Raw genomic sequence first — 15436 nt, forward strand, 5'->3', positions numbered from 1 at the left:
GGTCCGGGCGACGTCGACGAGCCGGCGGCCCGCGCGCGGGCCGCCGGAGCCAGACGTTCGGAGGCCGGGGCGCGGCGAACCCGGGCCGGGCGCTCGCGGGGCTGGTCGGCGCGCAGCTGGGCGCGGGTGGGGAAGGGGATCGCCGTTGCCGTGGTCACGGCCGAAACGGGAGCCTGCAGTCGCTCGACACCGGGCGCGGCGGCTTCCATGGCCGGTTCCGGCACGAGCTCGTCCGCAGCGGGGACTTCCACGCTCTCGAGCGGCTCAGCGTCCGGAACGGCGGCTTCGACGAGCTCGACCGGTGCGGCGATGAGGGGCGCGGCAGCGACAGCCTCGCGCGACGCCCGCGCGCGATCGCGCGCATCGCGTTCGCGCAACTCGCGACGCGTAAGGTGCTTCTTCGCGGGGTCACTCGCATCGGGCGAAGGTGCAGCCGATGTTGAAGAGTGAGGGAGCAAAAGGCAGATCTTTCGGCGCGGGGGCGGAGTCACAGTAGTCTTTTCGGCCACTGCAAAAGTAACGAATCACTACACGCTACCAACAGAAGGCCGAATCACCCATTCCGCGAGACGGAATGACACCCGAAAGCGGGGGGGCAAGCATCCGTCTCGACCGCCTGCCCACGAGCCGTCGAGACGGCTCACCTCCCCCGTCTTTCCGGGGCTGGGAGGGGTGCCGGGCGCTACCGGTCAGGGCCGCCGGTCGCCATCCATGAACTCGCCGAACAGGTCGGCCAGGATCGGCTCGAGCGCCGAGTAGAGGTCAGGGGCGCCCGCGATCACCAGGTCGATTCCCTCCCGGTCCGCCCCGAAGCCGCCGACGCGGGCCCCGGCCTCCCGGGCCACCAGCGCGCCCGCCGCGTGATCCCAGGGCTTGAGCCCGCGCTCGTAGTAGAGGTCCAGACGGCCCGCCGCCACCGAGCACAGGTCGAGCGACGCGGCGCCGATGCGACGGATGTCCCGCACCCGGCCGATCAGGCCCCGCACCACGTCCGCCTGCCGCAGCCGCTCGTCCGCCCGGTAAGAGAATCCGGTGCCCAGCAAGGCCAGCGGCACCGGCGCCGCGGTCGGCACCCGCAGCCGGCTCTCGCCCAGCCAGGCGCCGGCGCCGACGGACGCGCTGAACAGCTCGTCGCCGGACGGGTTCCGCACCGCACCGGCGAGCGTTCGCCACGTGGCCGGATCGGGGTCTCCCTCGACGACGGCGATGCTGACCGCCCAGGCGGGGATCCGGTAGAGGTAGTTGACGGTGCCGTCGATCGGGTCGACCACCCAGGTGAGCCCGGATGTGCCCGGCGTCGCCTCCGACTCCTCGCCGAAGAATCCGTCATCCGGCCGCGCCGCGGCCAGCAGCCGGCGGATGAGCGTTTCCGTCTCCCGGTCCGCCTTCGTGACGATGTCTTCCGGGGACGACTTGGACGCGGCGATCTGAACGCCCTCGGCTCGGCGCCGGGCGGCCAGCTCCCCCGCGGCGAGCGCGGCGTCCTGGGCGAGACGCAGCAATTCGGTTGAGCCAGGAGTTGTCATGGCTCAACGCTACGGCGTGCGGAAGAAAGAGTGGCAAGTGAGGGATTCGAACCCCCGAAGTCTAAGACGGCTGATTTACAGTCAGATCCCTTTGGCCACTTGGGTAACTTGCCAATGCGCACCCGACCATATGAAGAACACGTGACCGGAGGCGCTCGAATAGAATACAAGGTTTTTGTCCCCAGTAAGAAATCAGCCCCCGCACCCGGCACTGATCGGCTGGTGGATAAGATCAGAGAAGGCCTGTTTGTCACTTACTTAAGGAACCCAATGGTCGGCATCGACGAGGTTGCTCGGCACGCGGGAGTCTCCACCGCCACCGTTTCGCGCGCCCTGAGCGGCAACGGGCATGTATCCCCGTCGACCCGGCTCAAGGTGGAAGCCTCGGCCGATGAGCTGGGCTATGTCGTCTCCTCCACCGCCTCGAGCCTCGCGTCGGGCCGGATGAAGAACATCGGCGTCGTGGTTCCGTTCCTCAACCGCTGGTTCTTCTCCAGCGTCGTCGAGGGCGCCCAGAAGGCCCTGCTGCGGGGCGGCTACGACCTCACCCTCTACAGTCTCACCGGCGGAGAGGCCGAGCGCCGCAGCGTGTTCGAGCACTTCCTGCTGCGCCAGAGAGTGGATGCCGTGATCGCCATTTCGCTCGAACTCACCGAGGACGAGGTGGCCCGCCTGCATGCGCTGCAGAAGCCGCTCGTCGGCATCGGCGGCCCGATCGAGGGCGTGCGTACCCTGACCGTCGACGACGTCGCCATCGCGCGGCTCGCGACCGAGCATCTCCTCGCTCTCGGCCATACCCGCATCGCCCACATCGGCGGCAACAAGGACCTCGACCTGGACTTCCACCTGCCGACGAACCGGAGGGTCGGTTACGAACAGGCCCTGGCCGAGGCCGGCGTCGTGCCGGACCCGGCCCTCTTCCAGGCCGCTGACTTCACCATGGGCGGCGGGTACCAGGCGGCCAAGCAGCTCCTGGGCAGCCCCTACGACCGGCCGACCGCGATCGTCGCGGCGTCCGATGAGATGGCGATCGGCAGCATCCTCGCCGCCCGCGACCTGGGCCTCGTCGTGCCGCGGGACGTCTCCGTGATCGGGGTCGACGATTACGATCTCGCCGAGTTCTTCGGTCTGACCACGATCGCGCAGTTCCCGCAGGGGCAGGGAGAGAAGGCCGTGGAGATCCTGCTGGACCGGCTGCGCCCCGGCCAGAACCGGTTGTCGTCCCTGAACACCCCGATGCCGTTCGAGCTCGTCGTGCGCTCGACCACCGCCCGGCCCGGCGAATAACCCCGGCAGTCCAACGCTCGCGGGCCATCCGGTCAGTCCGGAACCCGCCCTCTCGCCTTGATCAGTGGAACAACCGATGCTTGACTCGTCGCATCTGCACACGCTGGGCCCAACACGAGAGAAAGGTTGCATCAAATGCCACGATTCATGGACGTGCACGACGGATTCGTCGGGGTCACAAAGGAACAGCTGGCCGAAGCGCACGCGGCCGACGTCGCGATTCAGGACGAGGAGGGCATGACCTTCGAGAAAGCCTGGCTTGATCCCGAGTCGGGCAAGGTGTTCTGCTTGTCCACCGGGCCCTCGAAGGAGGCGGTCATGCGTGTCCACGAGAAGGCCGGCCACCCGACAGGGGAGGTCTACGAACTCGCTGTCGAGGTCTGAGGCCAGCCGGTTTTCGCGTCACCCGCGCCGCCAGCCGAGTCGGGCCGCGCCTTCGAGCGCGGCCCGACCGGGCGAATAGTCGCCCACTGGGTACTATTGCAGGCATGGCAGACTCAACGTTCGACATCGTCAGCAAGGTCGACCCGATGGAGGTCGACAACGCCCTCAACCAGGCGCATAAAGAGGTCGCGCAGCGCTACGACTTCAAGAACGTCGGCGCCTCGATCGAGATGAGCGGGGAGAAGGTGCTCATGAAGGCCAACTCCGAGGAGCGGGTCAAGGCGATCCTCGAGGTGTTCGAGTCGAAGCTGATCAAGCGCGGCATCTCGCTGCGCAGCCTCGACGCCGGCGATCCCTTCGCCTCCGGCAAGGAATTCCGGATCGAGGCCTCGATGAAGGCCGGCATCGACCAGGAGAACGCGAAGAAGATCAACAAAATCATCCGGGACGAGGGCCCCAAGGGCGTCAAGAGCCAGATCCAGGGCGACGAGCTGCGGGTCAGCTCGAAGAGCCGCGACGACCTGCAGGCCACGATGGCCCTGCTCAAGGGCAAGGACCTCGACGTCGCCCTGCAGTTCGTCAACTTCCGCTAGCCACCGAGCCGCCGCCCTCCTCTCGCCGCCCCGGCACCGGGCACCCGGCCACCGCCACCCGCCACCTCCGGCCCGCCGGCGCCCCACCCCCGCCGCCGCGCTCACCAATTCGACGGAGATTTTGCCGATTGCGGCCCGAAAACCCCGAAGAGGGTGTTTTTACCGCAGGATCTCCGTCGAATTCGTTAGGAGCGGGTCAGCCCTCGCCGCGGGAGATCTCGACCATCTCGTCACGCGGCACGACCTTGACGCGCACGCGGCCCTCTGCGGCGCCGAGCGCGAGCTCATGCTGGTCGAGCCGGTGCCAGCCGTCGAGGTTCGTGTACTGGATGCCGCGCTCGTCGAGCAGTTCGACGATGCTCTCCTCGGAGTGGGACTCCGGGCGCCACCAGTTTCCGAGGTCGTTGATCAGGTGACGCACGGTCTCCATGGCGTCGGACTTGGTGTGGCCGATCAGCCCGACCGGGCCGCGCTTGATCCAGCCGGTGGCGTAGACGCCGTACATCTGCGTGTTGGCGCCCTTCGAACCGAACGACGGGTCACCCTTCCAGAGCACCTGGCCCTCCCGGTTGGGGATCACGCCGTGCTTCTTGTCGAACGGCACGCCCGGCAGGGGCGACCCGAAGTAGCCGACGGCGCGGTACACGGCCTGGATCGGCAGTTCGCGGATCTCGCCGGTGCCGACGACGCCGCCCTGCCCGTCGGGGGCCGTGCGCTCGAAGCGGATGGCCCCGACCCGGCCGGTGCCGTCGTCGACGATCTCGAGGGGCTTGGCGAAGAAGTGCAGGTGCAGCCGGCGGCTGGCGGTGCCCGCCGGACGCTCGCGCCATTTGTTCAGGATCTTGTCGATCACGAAGACCTGCTTGTTGCTGGCGACGGCGTCGCGGGCGGCATCGTCGTAGTCGAAGTCCTCGTCGTGGACGACGATGTCGACGTCGCGCAGCTCGCCCAGCTCCCGCAGTTCCAGTGGCGTGAACTTGACCGAGGTCGGTCCGCGACGGCCGAACACGTGCACATCCGTCACCGGCGAGGCCTTCAGGCCCTCGTACACATTGGCCGGGATCTCGGTGCTCAGCAGATCGTCGGCGTGCTTGGCCAGAATGCGCGAGACGTCCAGCGCCACGTTGCCGTTGCCGATCACGGCGACCTCCTTCGCCTCCAACGGCCAGGTGCGGGGCACGTCGGGGTGGCCGTCGAACCAGCTCACGAACCGGGCGGCGCCGTAGGAGCCCTCCAGGTCGATGCCCGGGATACTCAGGTCGGCGTCGTGCACGGCGCCGGTCGCGAAGATGACGGCGTTGTAGTGCTTCTTCAGGTCGTCGAGGGTGATGTCGATGCCGAACCGCACATTGCCGAAGACGCGGATGTCGCCGCGGTCGAGCACATCGCGCAGGGCGGTGATGATGCCCTTGATGCGGGGGTGGTCGGGGGCGACGCCGTAGCGGACGAGCCCGTAGGGCGCCGGCAGGTGGTCGAACAGGTCGATCGAGACGTCGAAGTTCCGTTCCGCCTTGAGCAGGATGTCGGCGGCATAGATCCCCGCGGGTCCCGCGCCGACAATGGCCAATCGCAACTTGGTCATGGGAGCCTTTCTAACTGGATCGTTCCACGATCGTGTCGGCGAAACGGGTGAGGGCCTTCTTGACCGAGCCGTCGGGCAGGGGGGCGAGCGCCTCGACGGCGTCGTGGGCCCAGCCGTGCGCCTCGGAGAGGGTCTGGGCGGTCACGTCGTGCTCGCGCAGGGCGGTGATCGCCGAGTCGGCGGCCTCGGAGACGGCGCTGTTGCTGGTCATCACGTCCCGTTCGAGGCGTTCGAGCAGTGCCGCGGCCGCCGCATCGTGCTGGGCCCGCTCGCGCAGGCGCAGCAGCGGCAGCGTCGCGACGCCGGCGCGCAGGTCGGTGCCGGGCACCTTGCCGGTCTCCAGCGGCTGGGGCGAGAGGTCGAGCACATCGTCGATGAGCTGGAAGGCGACGCCGATCCGCTCGCCGAATTGGATCACCGGCTGCTCGAATTCGTCCGGCGCGTCCGAGAAGATGATCCCGGCCTGCGCGGCGCAGGCGATCAGGGACCCGGTCTTGTCGGCGAGCACCTGGATGTAGTGCTCGACGGCGTCTTCGTCGGCGCGCGGGCCGACCGTTTCGTGCAGCTGGCCGAGCACGAGTCGTTCGAAGGTGTCGGACTGCAAACGGATGGCCCGCTCTCCCAGCCGTGCCATCAGCTGGTTGGCGCGGGCGAAGAGCAGGTCCCCGGTCAGGATGGCGACCGAGTTGCCCCAGACGATTTGGGCGCTCGGCACACCGCGGCGCTGGTCCGCGTCATCCATCACATCGTCGTGGTACAGCGAGGCCAGGTGGGTGATCTCGATGGCCGTCGCCGCGGTCACCACGTCGGCGAGATTGCCGTTGCCGAGGTGCGCGGTGAGCAGGGCGAGCATCGGGCGCACGCGCTTGCCGCCCGCGTTCAGCAGGTAGCGGGTGGTGACGTTGGCGATCTCATCCGTGAAGACGATTTCGCCGAGCAGGCTCGCCTCGACCTGCTCGAGGCCGGCGTCGATGCCGGCGGCCAGGCCACGGTCCTTCGCGCTCGAGAAGATCCGGTCGCTGAGGCCGAGCTGGCTCGTCACGGAGGAGCCGCGACGGAACAGGGGGAGGCTCGGTTTCACTCTGTCAGCCTATCGATGGGTTCTGGGAGGAATCAGGACGTTACGGCCGCGGCATCCGCCGGCTTGACGCCGCGGTGCAGGGCCACAATACCGAGCGTCAGATTGCGGTAGGCGACGGCATCGTAGCCGGCATGGCGCAGCCAGGCACTCAGGGTCGACTGGTCGGGCCAGGCCGCGATCGACTCGCCGAGGTAGTCGTACGCCTCGGCGTTCGACGAGGCGAGCTTGACGACAAGAGGCATGACGTGATTGAGGTAGGCGAAATAGCCGGCCCGGATCGGCGCGAACGGCGGGGTGGAGAATTCGCAGATCACGACGCGGCCGCCGGGCTTGGTCACCCGGTAGAACTCGGCCAGCGCCTTCTTCGGCTCGACCACGTTGCGCAGGCCGAACGAAATCGTCACGGCGTCGAACTCGTTGTCGGCGAAGGGAAGGGCGGTGGCGTCCGCCTGCACGAATTCAACCTGGGGGTTGCCCGCGTGGCGTTCACGGCCGACGTTGATCATGCCCTCGGAGAAGTCGGCGGCCACGACGTGCGCGCCGGTCCTGGTCAGCGCGACGCTGGAGGTGCCGGTGCCGGCGGCGATGTCGAGGATGCGTTCGCCGCGCTTCGGGTTCACGGCGCGGGTCGCGGCCATCCGCCACAGGGCCGCGTTTCCGACCGACAACACCGCATTCGTGCGGTCGTAATGGGTGGAGACCTGATCGAACATGGCAGCGACCTGCTCGGGCTGCTTATTGAGGTCTGCTCTACTCACTCCCTCAGTCTAGGTTGCCCCGGACTCGGCAGGCATCCAGACCGGCTGGCCTAGGCTGAGGACGTGAATGCTCAGGCCTTAACGGTTGAAACCACCCCCCTCGCCGACATCCGCCAACTCATTCTTCTGCTCGACTCGCACGACCCGCTGCTCTGGATGCGCCGCAACCAGGGGCTGGCCGGCATCGGCACGGCCCTGCGGCTCGAATTCTCCGGTCCCACCCGGTTCGAGGATGCCGCAGCAGCCTGGCGCGAGGTCGTCGCCGCTGCGACCGTGACCGACCCGCTCGCCCGCACCGGCACCGGCCTGCTGGCGTTCGGCGCGTTCGCCTTCGACGACACCTCGGCCCAGACCAGCGTGCTGATCGTGCCGCAGGTCATCGTCGGCCGCGAGAACGGCCTCTGCTGGGTGACCCGCGTCTGGCCCACCGGCACGACGCGGCCGGCGATCCCGCTCGGCCTGCACCCCCTGGGCAACGAGTACCGGATCTCCCTGCTCCCCGGCGCGCTGACGCCCGACGGGTATCGCCGGGCGGTCGGCGAGGCCGTGGGCCGGATCGCGGCGGGCGACCTGAACAAGGTCGTGCTGGCCCGTGACCTGGTCGGGCGGCTGCCCGCCGAGTCCGACCTGCGCCGGGCCGTGAGCGAGCTCGCGCTGGGCTACCCCGACTGCTGGTCCTACGCCGTCGACGGCCTCGTCGGCTCCAGCCCGGAGACGCTGATCCGCGCCGATCACGGCGAGGTGAACGCCCGCGTGCTCGCCGGCACCGTGTCCAGGGGCGCGGATGCCGCGTCCGACCTCGAGGCGGCCCTCCAGCTGGCCACCTCCACCAAGGACGGCGACGAGCACGCGTTCGCCGTGCAGAGCGTGCTCGCCTCACTCCGGCCGCACACCTCGCACCTCACCACGAGTGAGATCCCGTTCACGGTGAAGCTGCCGAACCTCTGGCACCTGGCCACGGATGTCGAGGGCACCCTGAGCGACGGATCGAACTCGCTCGACCTGATCGCGGCCATGCACCCCACCGCCGCGGTCGCCGGCACCCCCACGCAGACGGCCCTCGCCCTGATCCGCGAGCTGGAGCCGTTCGACCGGGGCCGCTACGCCGGACCGGTCGGCTGGGTCGGCGCGGACGGCGACGGCGAGTGGGCCATCGCGCTGCGCTGCGCCCAGGTCAGCCCCACCGGCGACGTCACCGCCTACGCCGGTTGCGGCATCGTGCTCGACTCGGAGCCCGACCGCGAGCTCGCCGAGACCCGGATGAAGTTCCGCCCCGTCGTCGAGGCCTTCGGCTAGCCCGTTCCCCCTCCCCCCTCGCCCCCGGCGACCCCCAGGCGACCCCCAGGCCCGCGAGTGCGGGCAAAACGCCGGCATGGGTTGGGCTATACCGACGTTTTGGCCGCATTGGCGCCCGTTAGGGGATTCTCGGGTCAGGTGGCGGCCAGGCGAGCCTTCTCCTGGGCGACGTCGAACGTGGCGGCCGGCCAGGTCAGGTCGAGGCGCTGCAGGGCGTCGATCAGAAGGTGCTGCACGACCAGCCGGGCGTACCATTTCTTCTCCGCCGGCACCACGAACCACGGCGCCGCCGAGGTCGACGTGCGTTCAAGGGCGATCTGGTAGGCGTCCATATAGGCGTCCCATCGCATCCGTTCGTCGACGTCGCCGGGGTTGTACTTCCAGTGCTTGTCCGGCCGTTCCAGCCGCTCGGCCAGGCGTTCCTTCTGGTCGTCCGAGCCGATGTGCAGCATGACCTTGATGATCGTGGTGCCCTGGCCGACGAGTTCGTTCTCGAACTGCCGGATCTTCTCGTAGCGGTCCTCGATCTCGGCGGGCGAGGCCAGCGCGCGCACCCGGCCGACCAGCACGTCCTCGTAGTGTGAACGGTCGAACACCCCGATCAGGCCGACCTCGGGCAGTCGCCTGCGCACCCGCCAGAGGAAGTCGTGGGCGCGTTCCTCCTCGGTGGGAGCCTTGAAGGCGGACAGACGGACGCCCTGCGGATCGACAGAGCCGACGACGTGGCGCACGATCCCGCCTTTGCCGGCCGTGTCCATGGCCTGCAACACGAGGAGCACCCGGAGCGGGTCGCCGGACCGGCTGTTCGCGAACAGCATCTCCTGCAGGTTTGAGAGTTCGCCGACCCCGGCGTCGAGGGCGGCGTCGGCGTTCTTCTGCCCCACCCCCGCGAAGCCGGGCGTGCCGCCGGGGTCGACGTCGGCGAGCCGGAATCCGGCGGTGACTCGCAGCCGCTCCCTCGGATCGTCCGTCCAAATTTTCTCATTGTGTCCGCCCACGGTGCGCCCCTTCGTCACCTCCAGTCTGGCTCGGCAGGCTCGCGCACGCCAGCAGCAAGGCGGCGCGGCGACTCAGGCGACTCGGCCGACGAAACCGATCAGCGAGTCAGCGGCACCTCGAGGAGGCTCGGCCCGGCATGCGGCGCGGTGAGGGCCCGCTCGAGGTCACTGCGGGTCGCGGCCAGGCCATAGGACCAGCCGTAGGCCGCGGCCAGGTTCGCCAGGTCGATCTTCTGCGGGGTGAAGAGCACCCGGTTGACGGATTCGGCCCGGGCGGATCCGGCCACCTCGAGACCGTCGAAGATGGTGCCGCCGCCGTCGTTGCCCACGATCACCTGCAGGCGAGGCAGGGCCTCGCCCGGCGAGAGGAGGAGGGATCCGACGTCATGCAGCAGGGTCAGGTCGCCGAGCAGCAGCCGGGTGACTCCGGTGGATTGCGGCGTCGGTCCGGTCTGGCTGGCCAGCGCGATGCCGACGGCCGTGGCCACGGTGCCGTCGATGCCGGCCAGGCCGCGGTTGGAGTGGGCGGAGATCTTCTTGCCCGGAACCCGGCGGTCGGCCTCGCGGATCAGCCGTGACGCCCCGAACACGAGCCGGTCGTGCGGCCAGGAGGCACGCCACACGGCGTCCACGAGCATCGGCCGGCTGATCGGAGCGCGCATGGCGGCGAGCTCCTGCCGGGTGATGCCGCGTTCGCCGATCGGGGTCGCATCCCGTGCGACCTGGACGGCCAGCAGGTGGCGGCTGGCCATGACCCAGCGGCCGAGCCATTCCCGTGCTTCCGGGCGCTGGGCCGCCTGCGCCGTCTCCTCCGGCACACTGGCCGCGCGGGCGAAGACACGCACGCGGTGCCCGGGGTTGAACCACTCGGCGCCCGTCGGAGCGACCACGATGGTGTCCACGCCGTCCTGCTTGAGCAGGGCCGGGATCTCGCGGCTGAGGGTGGGGTGGCCGAACACGATCACGCGTTCGATCCGTGCGCCCAGGTCCGATGCGTTCAGCAGCTCCCGGTAGACGGCCACGAGGTTCGGCCCGAACCGGGCGCCGCTGCACACCTCTGCCAGCAGGGGCCAGCCGCCGGCGCGAGCGAGTTCCTCGGCCGCAGCACCCGCCCCGGCACCCGCGATCACCACCGTGCGCGGGCCGGCCTCGACCACGACGACCGGCACCGACCGGTCGTCCGCCCGGGCAGGAGCAGGGGCAGGAGCAGGAACGGAGGCAGGAACCGAGGCAGCTTCAGCAGGCGGTTCAGCAGCAGGTTCACCGGCCGGGTGCTCGAGAATCTCCTCGGGGGTGAGAACCACCGGGGCCGACAGGGGCTCCCGGAACGCCAGGTTCAGCTGCGCCGGACCCGGGTCGGCCGAGAACGCGCCGGTTGCCGCATCCGTCGCCTGCCGGGCCAGGGCCACGGCCACCGCGTGCTCTTCGGCCGCCCCATCGGGCGCCGGAACGTCGACGCACAGGCGGGTGGCCACGCCGAACAGGCCGGGCTGCACGGTGGTCTGGTTCGAACGGATGCCGCGCAGCTCGCTCGGCCGGTCGGCCGTGAGCAGGATCATGGGCACCCCGGAGTGATGCGCCTCGAGCACGGCGGGATGCAGGTTGGCCACGGCCGTGCCGGAGGTGCAGATGACCAGGGCGGGCAGTCCGGACTCGACCGCGAGCCCGAGCGCCAGGAAGCCGGCGCCCCGCTCGTCGATGCGCACGTGCAGCCGGATCAGGCCGATCCGCTCCAGCTCGGCGCAGACGAGCGCGAGGGCCTGGGACCGGGCGCCGGGGCTGAGCACCACATCACGGAGCCCGAGGCGCACGAACTCGCCCAGGAGGGCGACGCTGAAGTCCGTGGCCGGGCTACCGCTGGCGACGCGTTCAGGCATCCCGACGGCCAGGCAGGTCGCCTTCGCCTGGTTCGGACTTCTTCGGTTCCAACCCGCCGGCGCCGGTCTGGCCGGGGCCGCCGGGGTTCCGGGAATCCGGGGTGCCGATCTCCTTGTCGAGATCGGCGAGTTCCTGTTCGAGGGCCCGGAGGTGTTCCTGCTCTGACTTGGCCCGGTCGAGGCCCTTGAGGAAGTCGATGTCGTCGTCCGGGGCGACGGAGCGCACAATTCGGCCGCCGTTCCGGCCGGCGCCCGTGCGACCACGACCGATCAGCAGCCAGAGCACGGGCCCGATCACGGGGATCAGGATGATGACGAAGATCCAGACCCAGCGCGGAAGCCCGCGCACGCGGGAGTGTTGGAGCAGCGCGCAATCCACCAGCGTGTAGATGGTGAGGATGACGACGACGACACCGAGGGCGAACAGCAGGCGGACCATGCAGATAGTGTAGGGCGCTCAGCCGTGAGATCGGTGAGTGCTCGTTCATGCCCGCGACCTAAACTGAAGGCATGAAAGCTGTTCCCACCTGGCTGTCCTACTCGGTCCTCCGCGTGCTCCTGTTCGCCGTTCCGCTCGCGGTCCTGCTCACCCTCCAGTTCGAGTGGTGGCTGGCCACGGGTCTGGCTGCCCTGATCGGGGTCAGCCTGTCGTACATCCTGCTGCGCAAGCCGCGCGAGAAGGTCGCCCTCGACCTGTACCAGGCGCGACACCCGGAGAAGGACGTGATCCACCCGGATGCCGCCTCGGAGGACGCCTCGCTGGATCGCGCCGAAGCGGCCGCCGCGTCGGAGTCATCCAGAGTACAGGCGTCGGAGTCGCCCAAGGCGTCAGAGCGCGAACGCCAGGCCGAGTAGCACGCCGTAGGCCAGGGCCGAGAAGCTGGTCAGCTTCAAGACCAGGATCAGCTCGGCCGACGTCTTCGCCGTGACCGTGATCACCGCGGCCGGCAGCGCCAGCAGCAGCACGAAGAACGTGAAGCCGGCCAGCGGGTAGAACAACCAGAAGAACCCGGCGATCCCGAACGGCACCAGCAGGAACACGCAGAACGCGATCCGGGCGGCCCGGTTTCCGATCAGCACCGCCAGGGTGCGTTTTCCGGACGCCTTGTCCGGCATCAGGTCGCGCAGGTTGTTGACCATCAGCACGGCCATCGCGATCAGGCCGATCCCGACGCCGCTCAGCCAGCTTTCCGTGTTCACGGTGCCGACCTGCACGAACGTGGTCCCGATCGTGGCGACCAGGCCGAAGAAGACGAACACGAAGACCTCGCCCAGCCCGAAGTAGCCGTACGGCTTGCGGCCCCCGGTGTAGAACCAGGCCGCGACGATGGCGGTGGCGCCCACCAGCAGCAGCCACCACTGCCCGGTCAGCACCACGAGCGTGAGGCCGGCCAGCGCGGCGAGGCCGAAGAAGGCCAGCGCCACGGTCAGTACGCTGCGCGGGGTGGCTGCGCCGCTCCCGGTCAGACGGGCGGGCCCGATCCGGTTGGCGTCGGTGCCACGGATGCCGTCGGAGTAGTCGTTGGCATAGTTCACGCCGATCTGCAGGCACAGGGCCACCACCAGGGCCAGCACCGCGCGCACCGGGTGGAAGACACCGGGGCCGCTGGCGACGATGGCCGCCCCCGTGCCGAGGGCAACGGGCGCGATGGCGAGCGGGAGCGTGCGCAGGCGCGCCCCGGACACCCAGTCCGCCGCCGTGGCGGGACCGGACCGTCCGCGCGCGGCCACCGCGCTCTGGCGTGCCGGATTGCCGGATTTGCCGTGCGTCTTCGTGGACGCCGGGCGGTTCGCTCGCTGCTGTGTGGGCCGTTCCGGCCGCGCTCTCTGTGTCACGCGCCCATTTTACGGGTCACCGACCCGGTTCGTGCCCCCGCTCGTGCCCGGGTTCGCCCGCGCCGCGCAGATCGTCCAGGAGCCGGCCGAGCGCCTGCCGGTCGGGTTTGCCGGAAGCGAGGTGCGGGATCGCGGACACCGTCACGATCCGCGCGGGCCGGGCGGCACGGCCCAGAACGGATGCCACCGCCTCGCCGGCTCGGGCGAGCGCGGCCGGATCCGCGCCCGGCCCGGTCCCTGCCCCGGCAGCGCCGTCCCGCACGATCACCGGGACCTGCCCCCATTGCGGGTCGTCGACCCCGACCACCTGGGCCTCGCCGAGGCCGGGCAGTGCGCGCACGATCCGTTCCACGGCGTCCAGCGACACCTTCTCGCCCCCGGAGATGATCACGTTGTCCATGCGCCCGAGCACCCGCACGACCCCCGTGGCGTCGTCCACCTCGCCCAGGTCGCCGGTGCGGTACCAGCGCACCCCGCGCACGTCGACGAAGCGGTCGCGGGTGAGCTCCGGGTCGTCCAGGTAGCCCTCCGCGAGCACCGAACCCGAGATCTCCAGCTGCCCGGCGACCGAGCGCACCTCGGTGTTGCCGATCGGAATCCCGTTGTAGACGCAGCCGCCGGCGGTCTCCGAGGAGCCGTAGGTGGTGATGAGGTTCAGGTCGAGTTCCCGCGCGCGCTCGAACAGCCCCGGCGGCAGGGCCTGGCCGCCGACCAGGATGCCGGTGAAGCGGCGCAGCGTGGCCCGGAGAAAACGGTCATCGGCGGCCGCTGTGACCAGCCGCGCCAGCTGCACCGGCACCACCGAGGTGAAGCGGGACGGATCGGTCAGCAGGTCGGCATGGGCGGCGAAGACCGCCGGATCGAAGTGCCCGGCCGGCAGGACCACGGGCGTCGTGCCGGCGGCGAGGGAGCGCACGAGCACCTGCACGCCCGCGACGTAGTGCGCCGGCAGGGCCAGCAGCCACTGGCCGGGGCCGCCGAGCCGCCCGCTGGACGCCGCCGCGCTGCTGAGCAGGGCGTCGGTGCTGAGCATCACGCGCTTGGGCCGCGCGGTCGACCCCGAGGTCTCGATCACCACGGCCACCTGGCGTGGCACCCGCGCCGGGTCCCGGTCCGCGCCCACGCCCACGCCCACGCCCACGCCCGGAACGGTCGGCGCCCCGGTTTCGGGGTCCGGCCCCGGCACCGGCATCACGGCGTCGTCGCTGTTGGCCAGCGCGCGCCGCAGCGGTTCCATCAGGTCGAGCGGGTCACCGACGGGGACCACCCGCAGCACACGGGTCATGGCCGCCTAGAACTGCCAGTCGTACGGGCCCCAGTCGGGGTCGCGCTTCTCGAGGAAGGCGTCGCGCCCCTCGACGGCCTCGTCCGTGCCGTAGGCGAGGCGGGTGGCCTCCCCGGCGAACACCTGCTGGCCGACCAGGCCGTCGTCCACGGCATTGAAGGCGAATTTCAGCATCCGGATGGCGGTGGGCGACTTGGTCAGGATGGTGCGGGCCCAGTCCAGCGCCAGGGCCTCGAGCTCGGCGTGCGGCACGACCGCGTTGATCGCCCCCATCTCGAGGGCGCGCTGCGCGGAGTATTCGCGGGCGAGGAAGAACACCTCGCGCGCGGCCTTCTGCCCGACCTGCCGGGCGAAATAGGCGCTGCCGTAGCCGGCGTCGAAGGAGCCGACGTCGGCATCCGTCTGCTTGAACTTGCCGTGCTCGGCGCTGGCGATGCTGAGGTCGCAGACCACGTGCAGGGAGTGCCCGCCGCCGGCCGCCCAGCCGGGGATGACCGCGATGACGACCTTGGGCATGAACCGGATCAACCGCTGCACCTCGAGGATGTGCAGGCGTCCGCCCCGCGCCTTGTCGATGCCGGACGCCGTCTCGCCCTCGGCATACTTGTAGCCGTCCCGGCCGCGGATGCGCTGGTCGCCGCCCGAGCAGAACGCCCAGCCGCCGTCCTTCGGGCTCGGTCCGTTGCCGGTCAGGAGCACCACGCCGATGCGGGGGTTGATCCGCGCGTCTTCCAGGGCCGCGTGCAGCTCGTCCACGGTGTGCGGGCGGAACGCGTTCCGCACCTCGGGGCGGTTGAACGCCACCCGGGCGATCCGACCGGTCAGATCGTGGTGATACGTGACGTCGGTGAGAGCGTCGAAACCCGCGACATCCTGCCACTGGGTCGGGTCGAAGATCTCGGAAACCTGTTCGATCATGCCCCCAGCCTACGC

At 70.0% G+C, this 15436-nt stretch carries 15 protein-coding genes, 1 tRNA gene and 1 pseudogene; 5 read left to right on the forward strand and 12 right to left on the reverse strand.

The features are described 5' to 3' along the window. From E3O49_RS10500 to E3O49_RS10510, 3 genes and pseudogenes are all read right to left on the reverse strand, one after another. Positions 1 to 377: pseudogene (locus tag E3O49_RS10500) on the reverse strand (hypothetical protein); the annotation flags it as partial. A gap of 312 nt (positions 378 to 689) precedes the next feature. Beyond that, the gene (locus E3O49_RS10505) at positions 690 to 1526 is read right to left on the reverse strand and encodes an inositol monophosphatase family protein (protein ID WP_134367032.1); all 837 of its coding nucleotides are present in this window, start codon (positions 1524 to 1526) and stop codon (positions 690 to 692) included. Positions 1527 to 1557: 31 nt separating this feature from the next. Beyond that, a tRNA-Tyr gene (locus tag E3O49_RS10510) sits at positions 1558 to 1639 on the reverse strand. 157 nt (positions 1640 to 1796) lie between these two features. On the opposite strand from E3O49_RS10510, the gene E3O49_RS10515 reads away from it, so the two are divergent. The 3 genes from E3O49_RS10515 (at position 1797) to E3O49_RS10525 (ending at position 3790) form a co-directional block, all read left to right on the forward strand. Next, positions 1797 to 2813 carry a LacI family DNA-binding transcriptional regulator gene (locus E3O49_RS10515; protein WP_160141084.1) on the forward strand — a complete coding sequence of 339 codons (1017 nt, stop codon included), beginning with the start codon at positions 1797 to 1799 and terminating at the stop codon, positions 2811 to 2813. A gap of 135 nt (positions 2814 to 2948) precedes the next feature. After that, positions 2949 to 3197 (forward strand): SCO4226 family nickel-binding protein, encoded by a 249-nt coding sequence (locus E3O49_RS10520; RefSeq protein ID WP_134367028.1) that lies wholly within the window; start codon positions 2949 to 2951, stop codon positions 3195 to 3197. Between the two features lie 104 nt (positions 3198 to 3301). Beyond that, positions 3302 to 3790, forward strand: coding sequence for a YajQ family cyclic di-GMP-binding protein (locus tag E3O49_RS10525; protein WP_104170455.1), 489 nt, complete (start codon positions 3302 to 3304; stop codon positions 3788 to 3790). 196 nt (positions 3791 to 3986) lie between these two features. On the opposite strand, the gene E3O49_RS10530 is transcribed toward E3O49_RS10525, so the two are convergent. Genes E3O49_RS10530 through ubiE form a run of 3 tightly spaced genes read right to left on the reverse strand, consistent with a single transcriptional unit; the run spans position 3987 to position 7211 of the window. After that, positions 3987 to 5372 (reverse strand): FAD-dependent oxidoreductase, encoded by a 1386-nt coding sequence (locus tag E3O49_RS10530; protein ID WP_134367027.1) that lies wholly within the window; start codon positions 5370 to 5372, stop codon positions 3987 to 3989. A gap of 10 nt (positions 5373 to 5382) precedes the next feature. After that, positions 5383 to 6453 carry a polyprenyl synthetase family protein gene (locus tag E3O49_RS10535; protein WP_134402809.1) on the reverse strand — a complete coding sequence of 357 codons (1071 nt, stop codon included), beginning with the start codon at positions 6451 to 6453 and terminating at the stop codon, positions 5383 to 5385. Positions 6454 to 6485: 32 nt separating this feature from the next. Continuing rightward, positions 6486 to 7211, reverse strand: coding sequence for a bifunctional demethylmenaquinone methyltransferase/2-methoxy-6-polyprenyl-1,4-benzoquinol methylase UbiE (gene ubiE, locus E3O49_RS10540; protein WP_134402810.1), 726 nt, complete (start codon positions 7209 to 7211; stop codon positions 6486 to 6488). Positions 7212 to 7274: 63 nt separating this feature from the next. Here ubiE and E3O49_RS10545 point away from each other — a divergent pair, with 63 nt between their 5' ends. Then, entirely contained in the window at positions 7275 to 8507 is a 1233-nt protein-coding gene (locus E3O49_RS10545; RefSeq protein ID WP_241975920.1) for an isochorismate synthase, read from the forward strand. Positions 8508 to 8641: 134 nt separating this feature from the next. Here E3O49_RS10545 and E3O49_RS10550 read toward each other — a convergent pair whose 3' ends face one another. The 3 genes from E3O49_RS10550 to E3O49_RS10560 all read right to left on the reverse strand — a co-directional run bounded on the left by E3O49_RS10550 (position 8642) and on the right by E3O49_RS10560 (position 11821). Continuing rightward, positions 8642 to 9505, reverse strand: a complete 864-nt coding sequence (locus E3O49_RS10550; protein WP_134367023.1) for a PPK2 family polyphosphate kinase — start codon at positions 9503 to 9505, stop codon at positions 8642 to 8644. Positions 9506 to 9603: 98 nt separating this feature from the next. Further along, complete coding sequence (menD, locus tag E3O49_RS10555; RefSeq protein ID WP_134451553.1) at positions 9604 to 11382, reverse strand: 2-succinyl-5-enolpyruvyl-6-hydroxy-3-cyclohexene-1-carboxylic-acid synthase; 1779 nt, start codon at positions 11380 to 11382, stop codon at positions 9604 to 9606. Further along, a complete protein-coding gene (locus E3O49_RS10560; RefSeq protein WP_134367019.1) occupies positions 11375 to 11821 on the reverse strand; it encodes a PLD nuclease N-terminal domain-containing protein in 447 nt (148 codons plus the stop codon). Before E3O49_RS10560 ends, menD begins: the two co-directional genes overlap by 8 nt. A 71-nt stretch (positions 11822 to 11892) precedes the next feature. On the opposite strand from E3O49_RS10560, the gene E3O49_RS10565 reads away from it, so the two are divergent. After that, entirely contained in the window at positions 11893 to 12237 is a 345-nt protein-coding gene (locus tag E3O49_RS10565) for a DUF4229 domain-containing protein (protein ID WP_134451555.1), read from the forward strand. Here E3O49_RS10565 and E3O49_RS10570 read toward each other — a convergent pair. The 3 genes from E3O49_RS10570 to E3O49_RS10580 are packed head-to-tail and all read right to left on the reverse strand — an operon-like array spanning position 12211 to position 15421. Next, positions 12211 to 13218: a 1,4-dihydroxy-2-naphthoate polyprenyltransferase gene (locus tag E3O49_RS10570; protein ID WP_370262060.1), complete on the reverse strand. Its 1008-nt coding sequence runs from the start codon at positions 13216 to 13218 to the stop codon at positions 12211 to 12213. The genes E3O49_RS10565 and E3O49_RS10570 overlap by 27 nt on opposite strands. 16 nt (positions 13219 to 13234) lie before the next feature. Then, entirely contained in the window at positions 13235 to 14503 is a 1269-nt protein-coding gene (locus E3O49_RS10575) for an AMP-binding protein (protein ID WP_241975921.1), read from the reverse strand. A gap of 6 nt (positions 14504 to 14509) precedes the next feature. Beyond that, positions 14510 to 15421, reverse strand: coding sequence for a 1,4-dihydroxy-2-naphthoyl-CoA synthase (locus E3O49_RS10580; protein WP_134367015.1), 912 nt, complete (start codon positions 15419 to 15421; stop codon positions 14510 to 14512). Positions 15422 to 15436 lie beyond the last annotated feature (15 nt).

The organism is Cryobacterium shii (assembly GCF_004402595.1).
Taxonomy (GTDB): domain Bacteria; phylum Actinomycetota; class Actinomycetes; order Actinomycetales; family Microbacteriaceae; genus Cryobacterium; species Cryobacterium shii.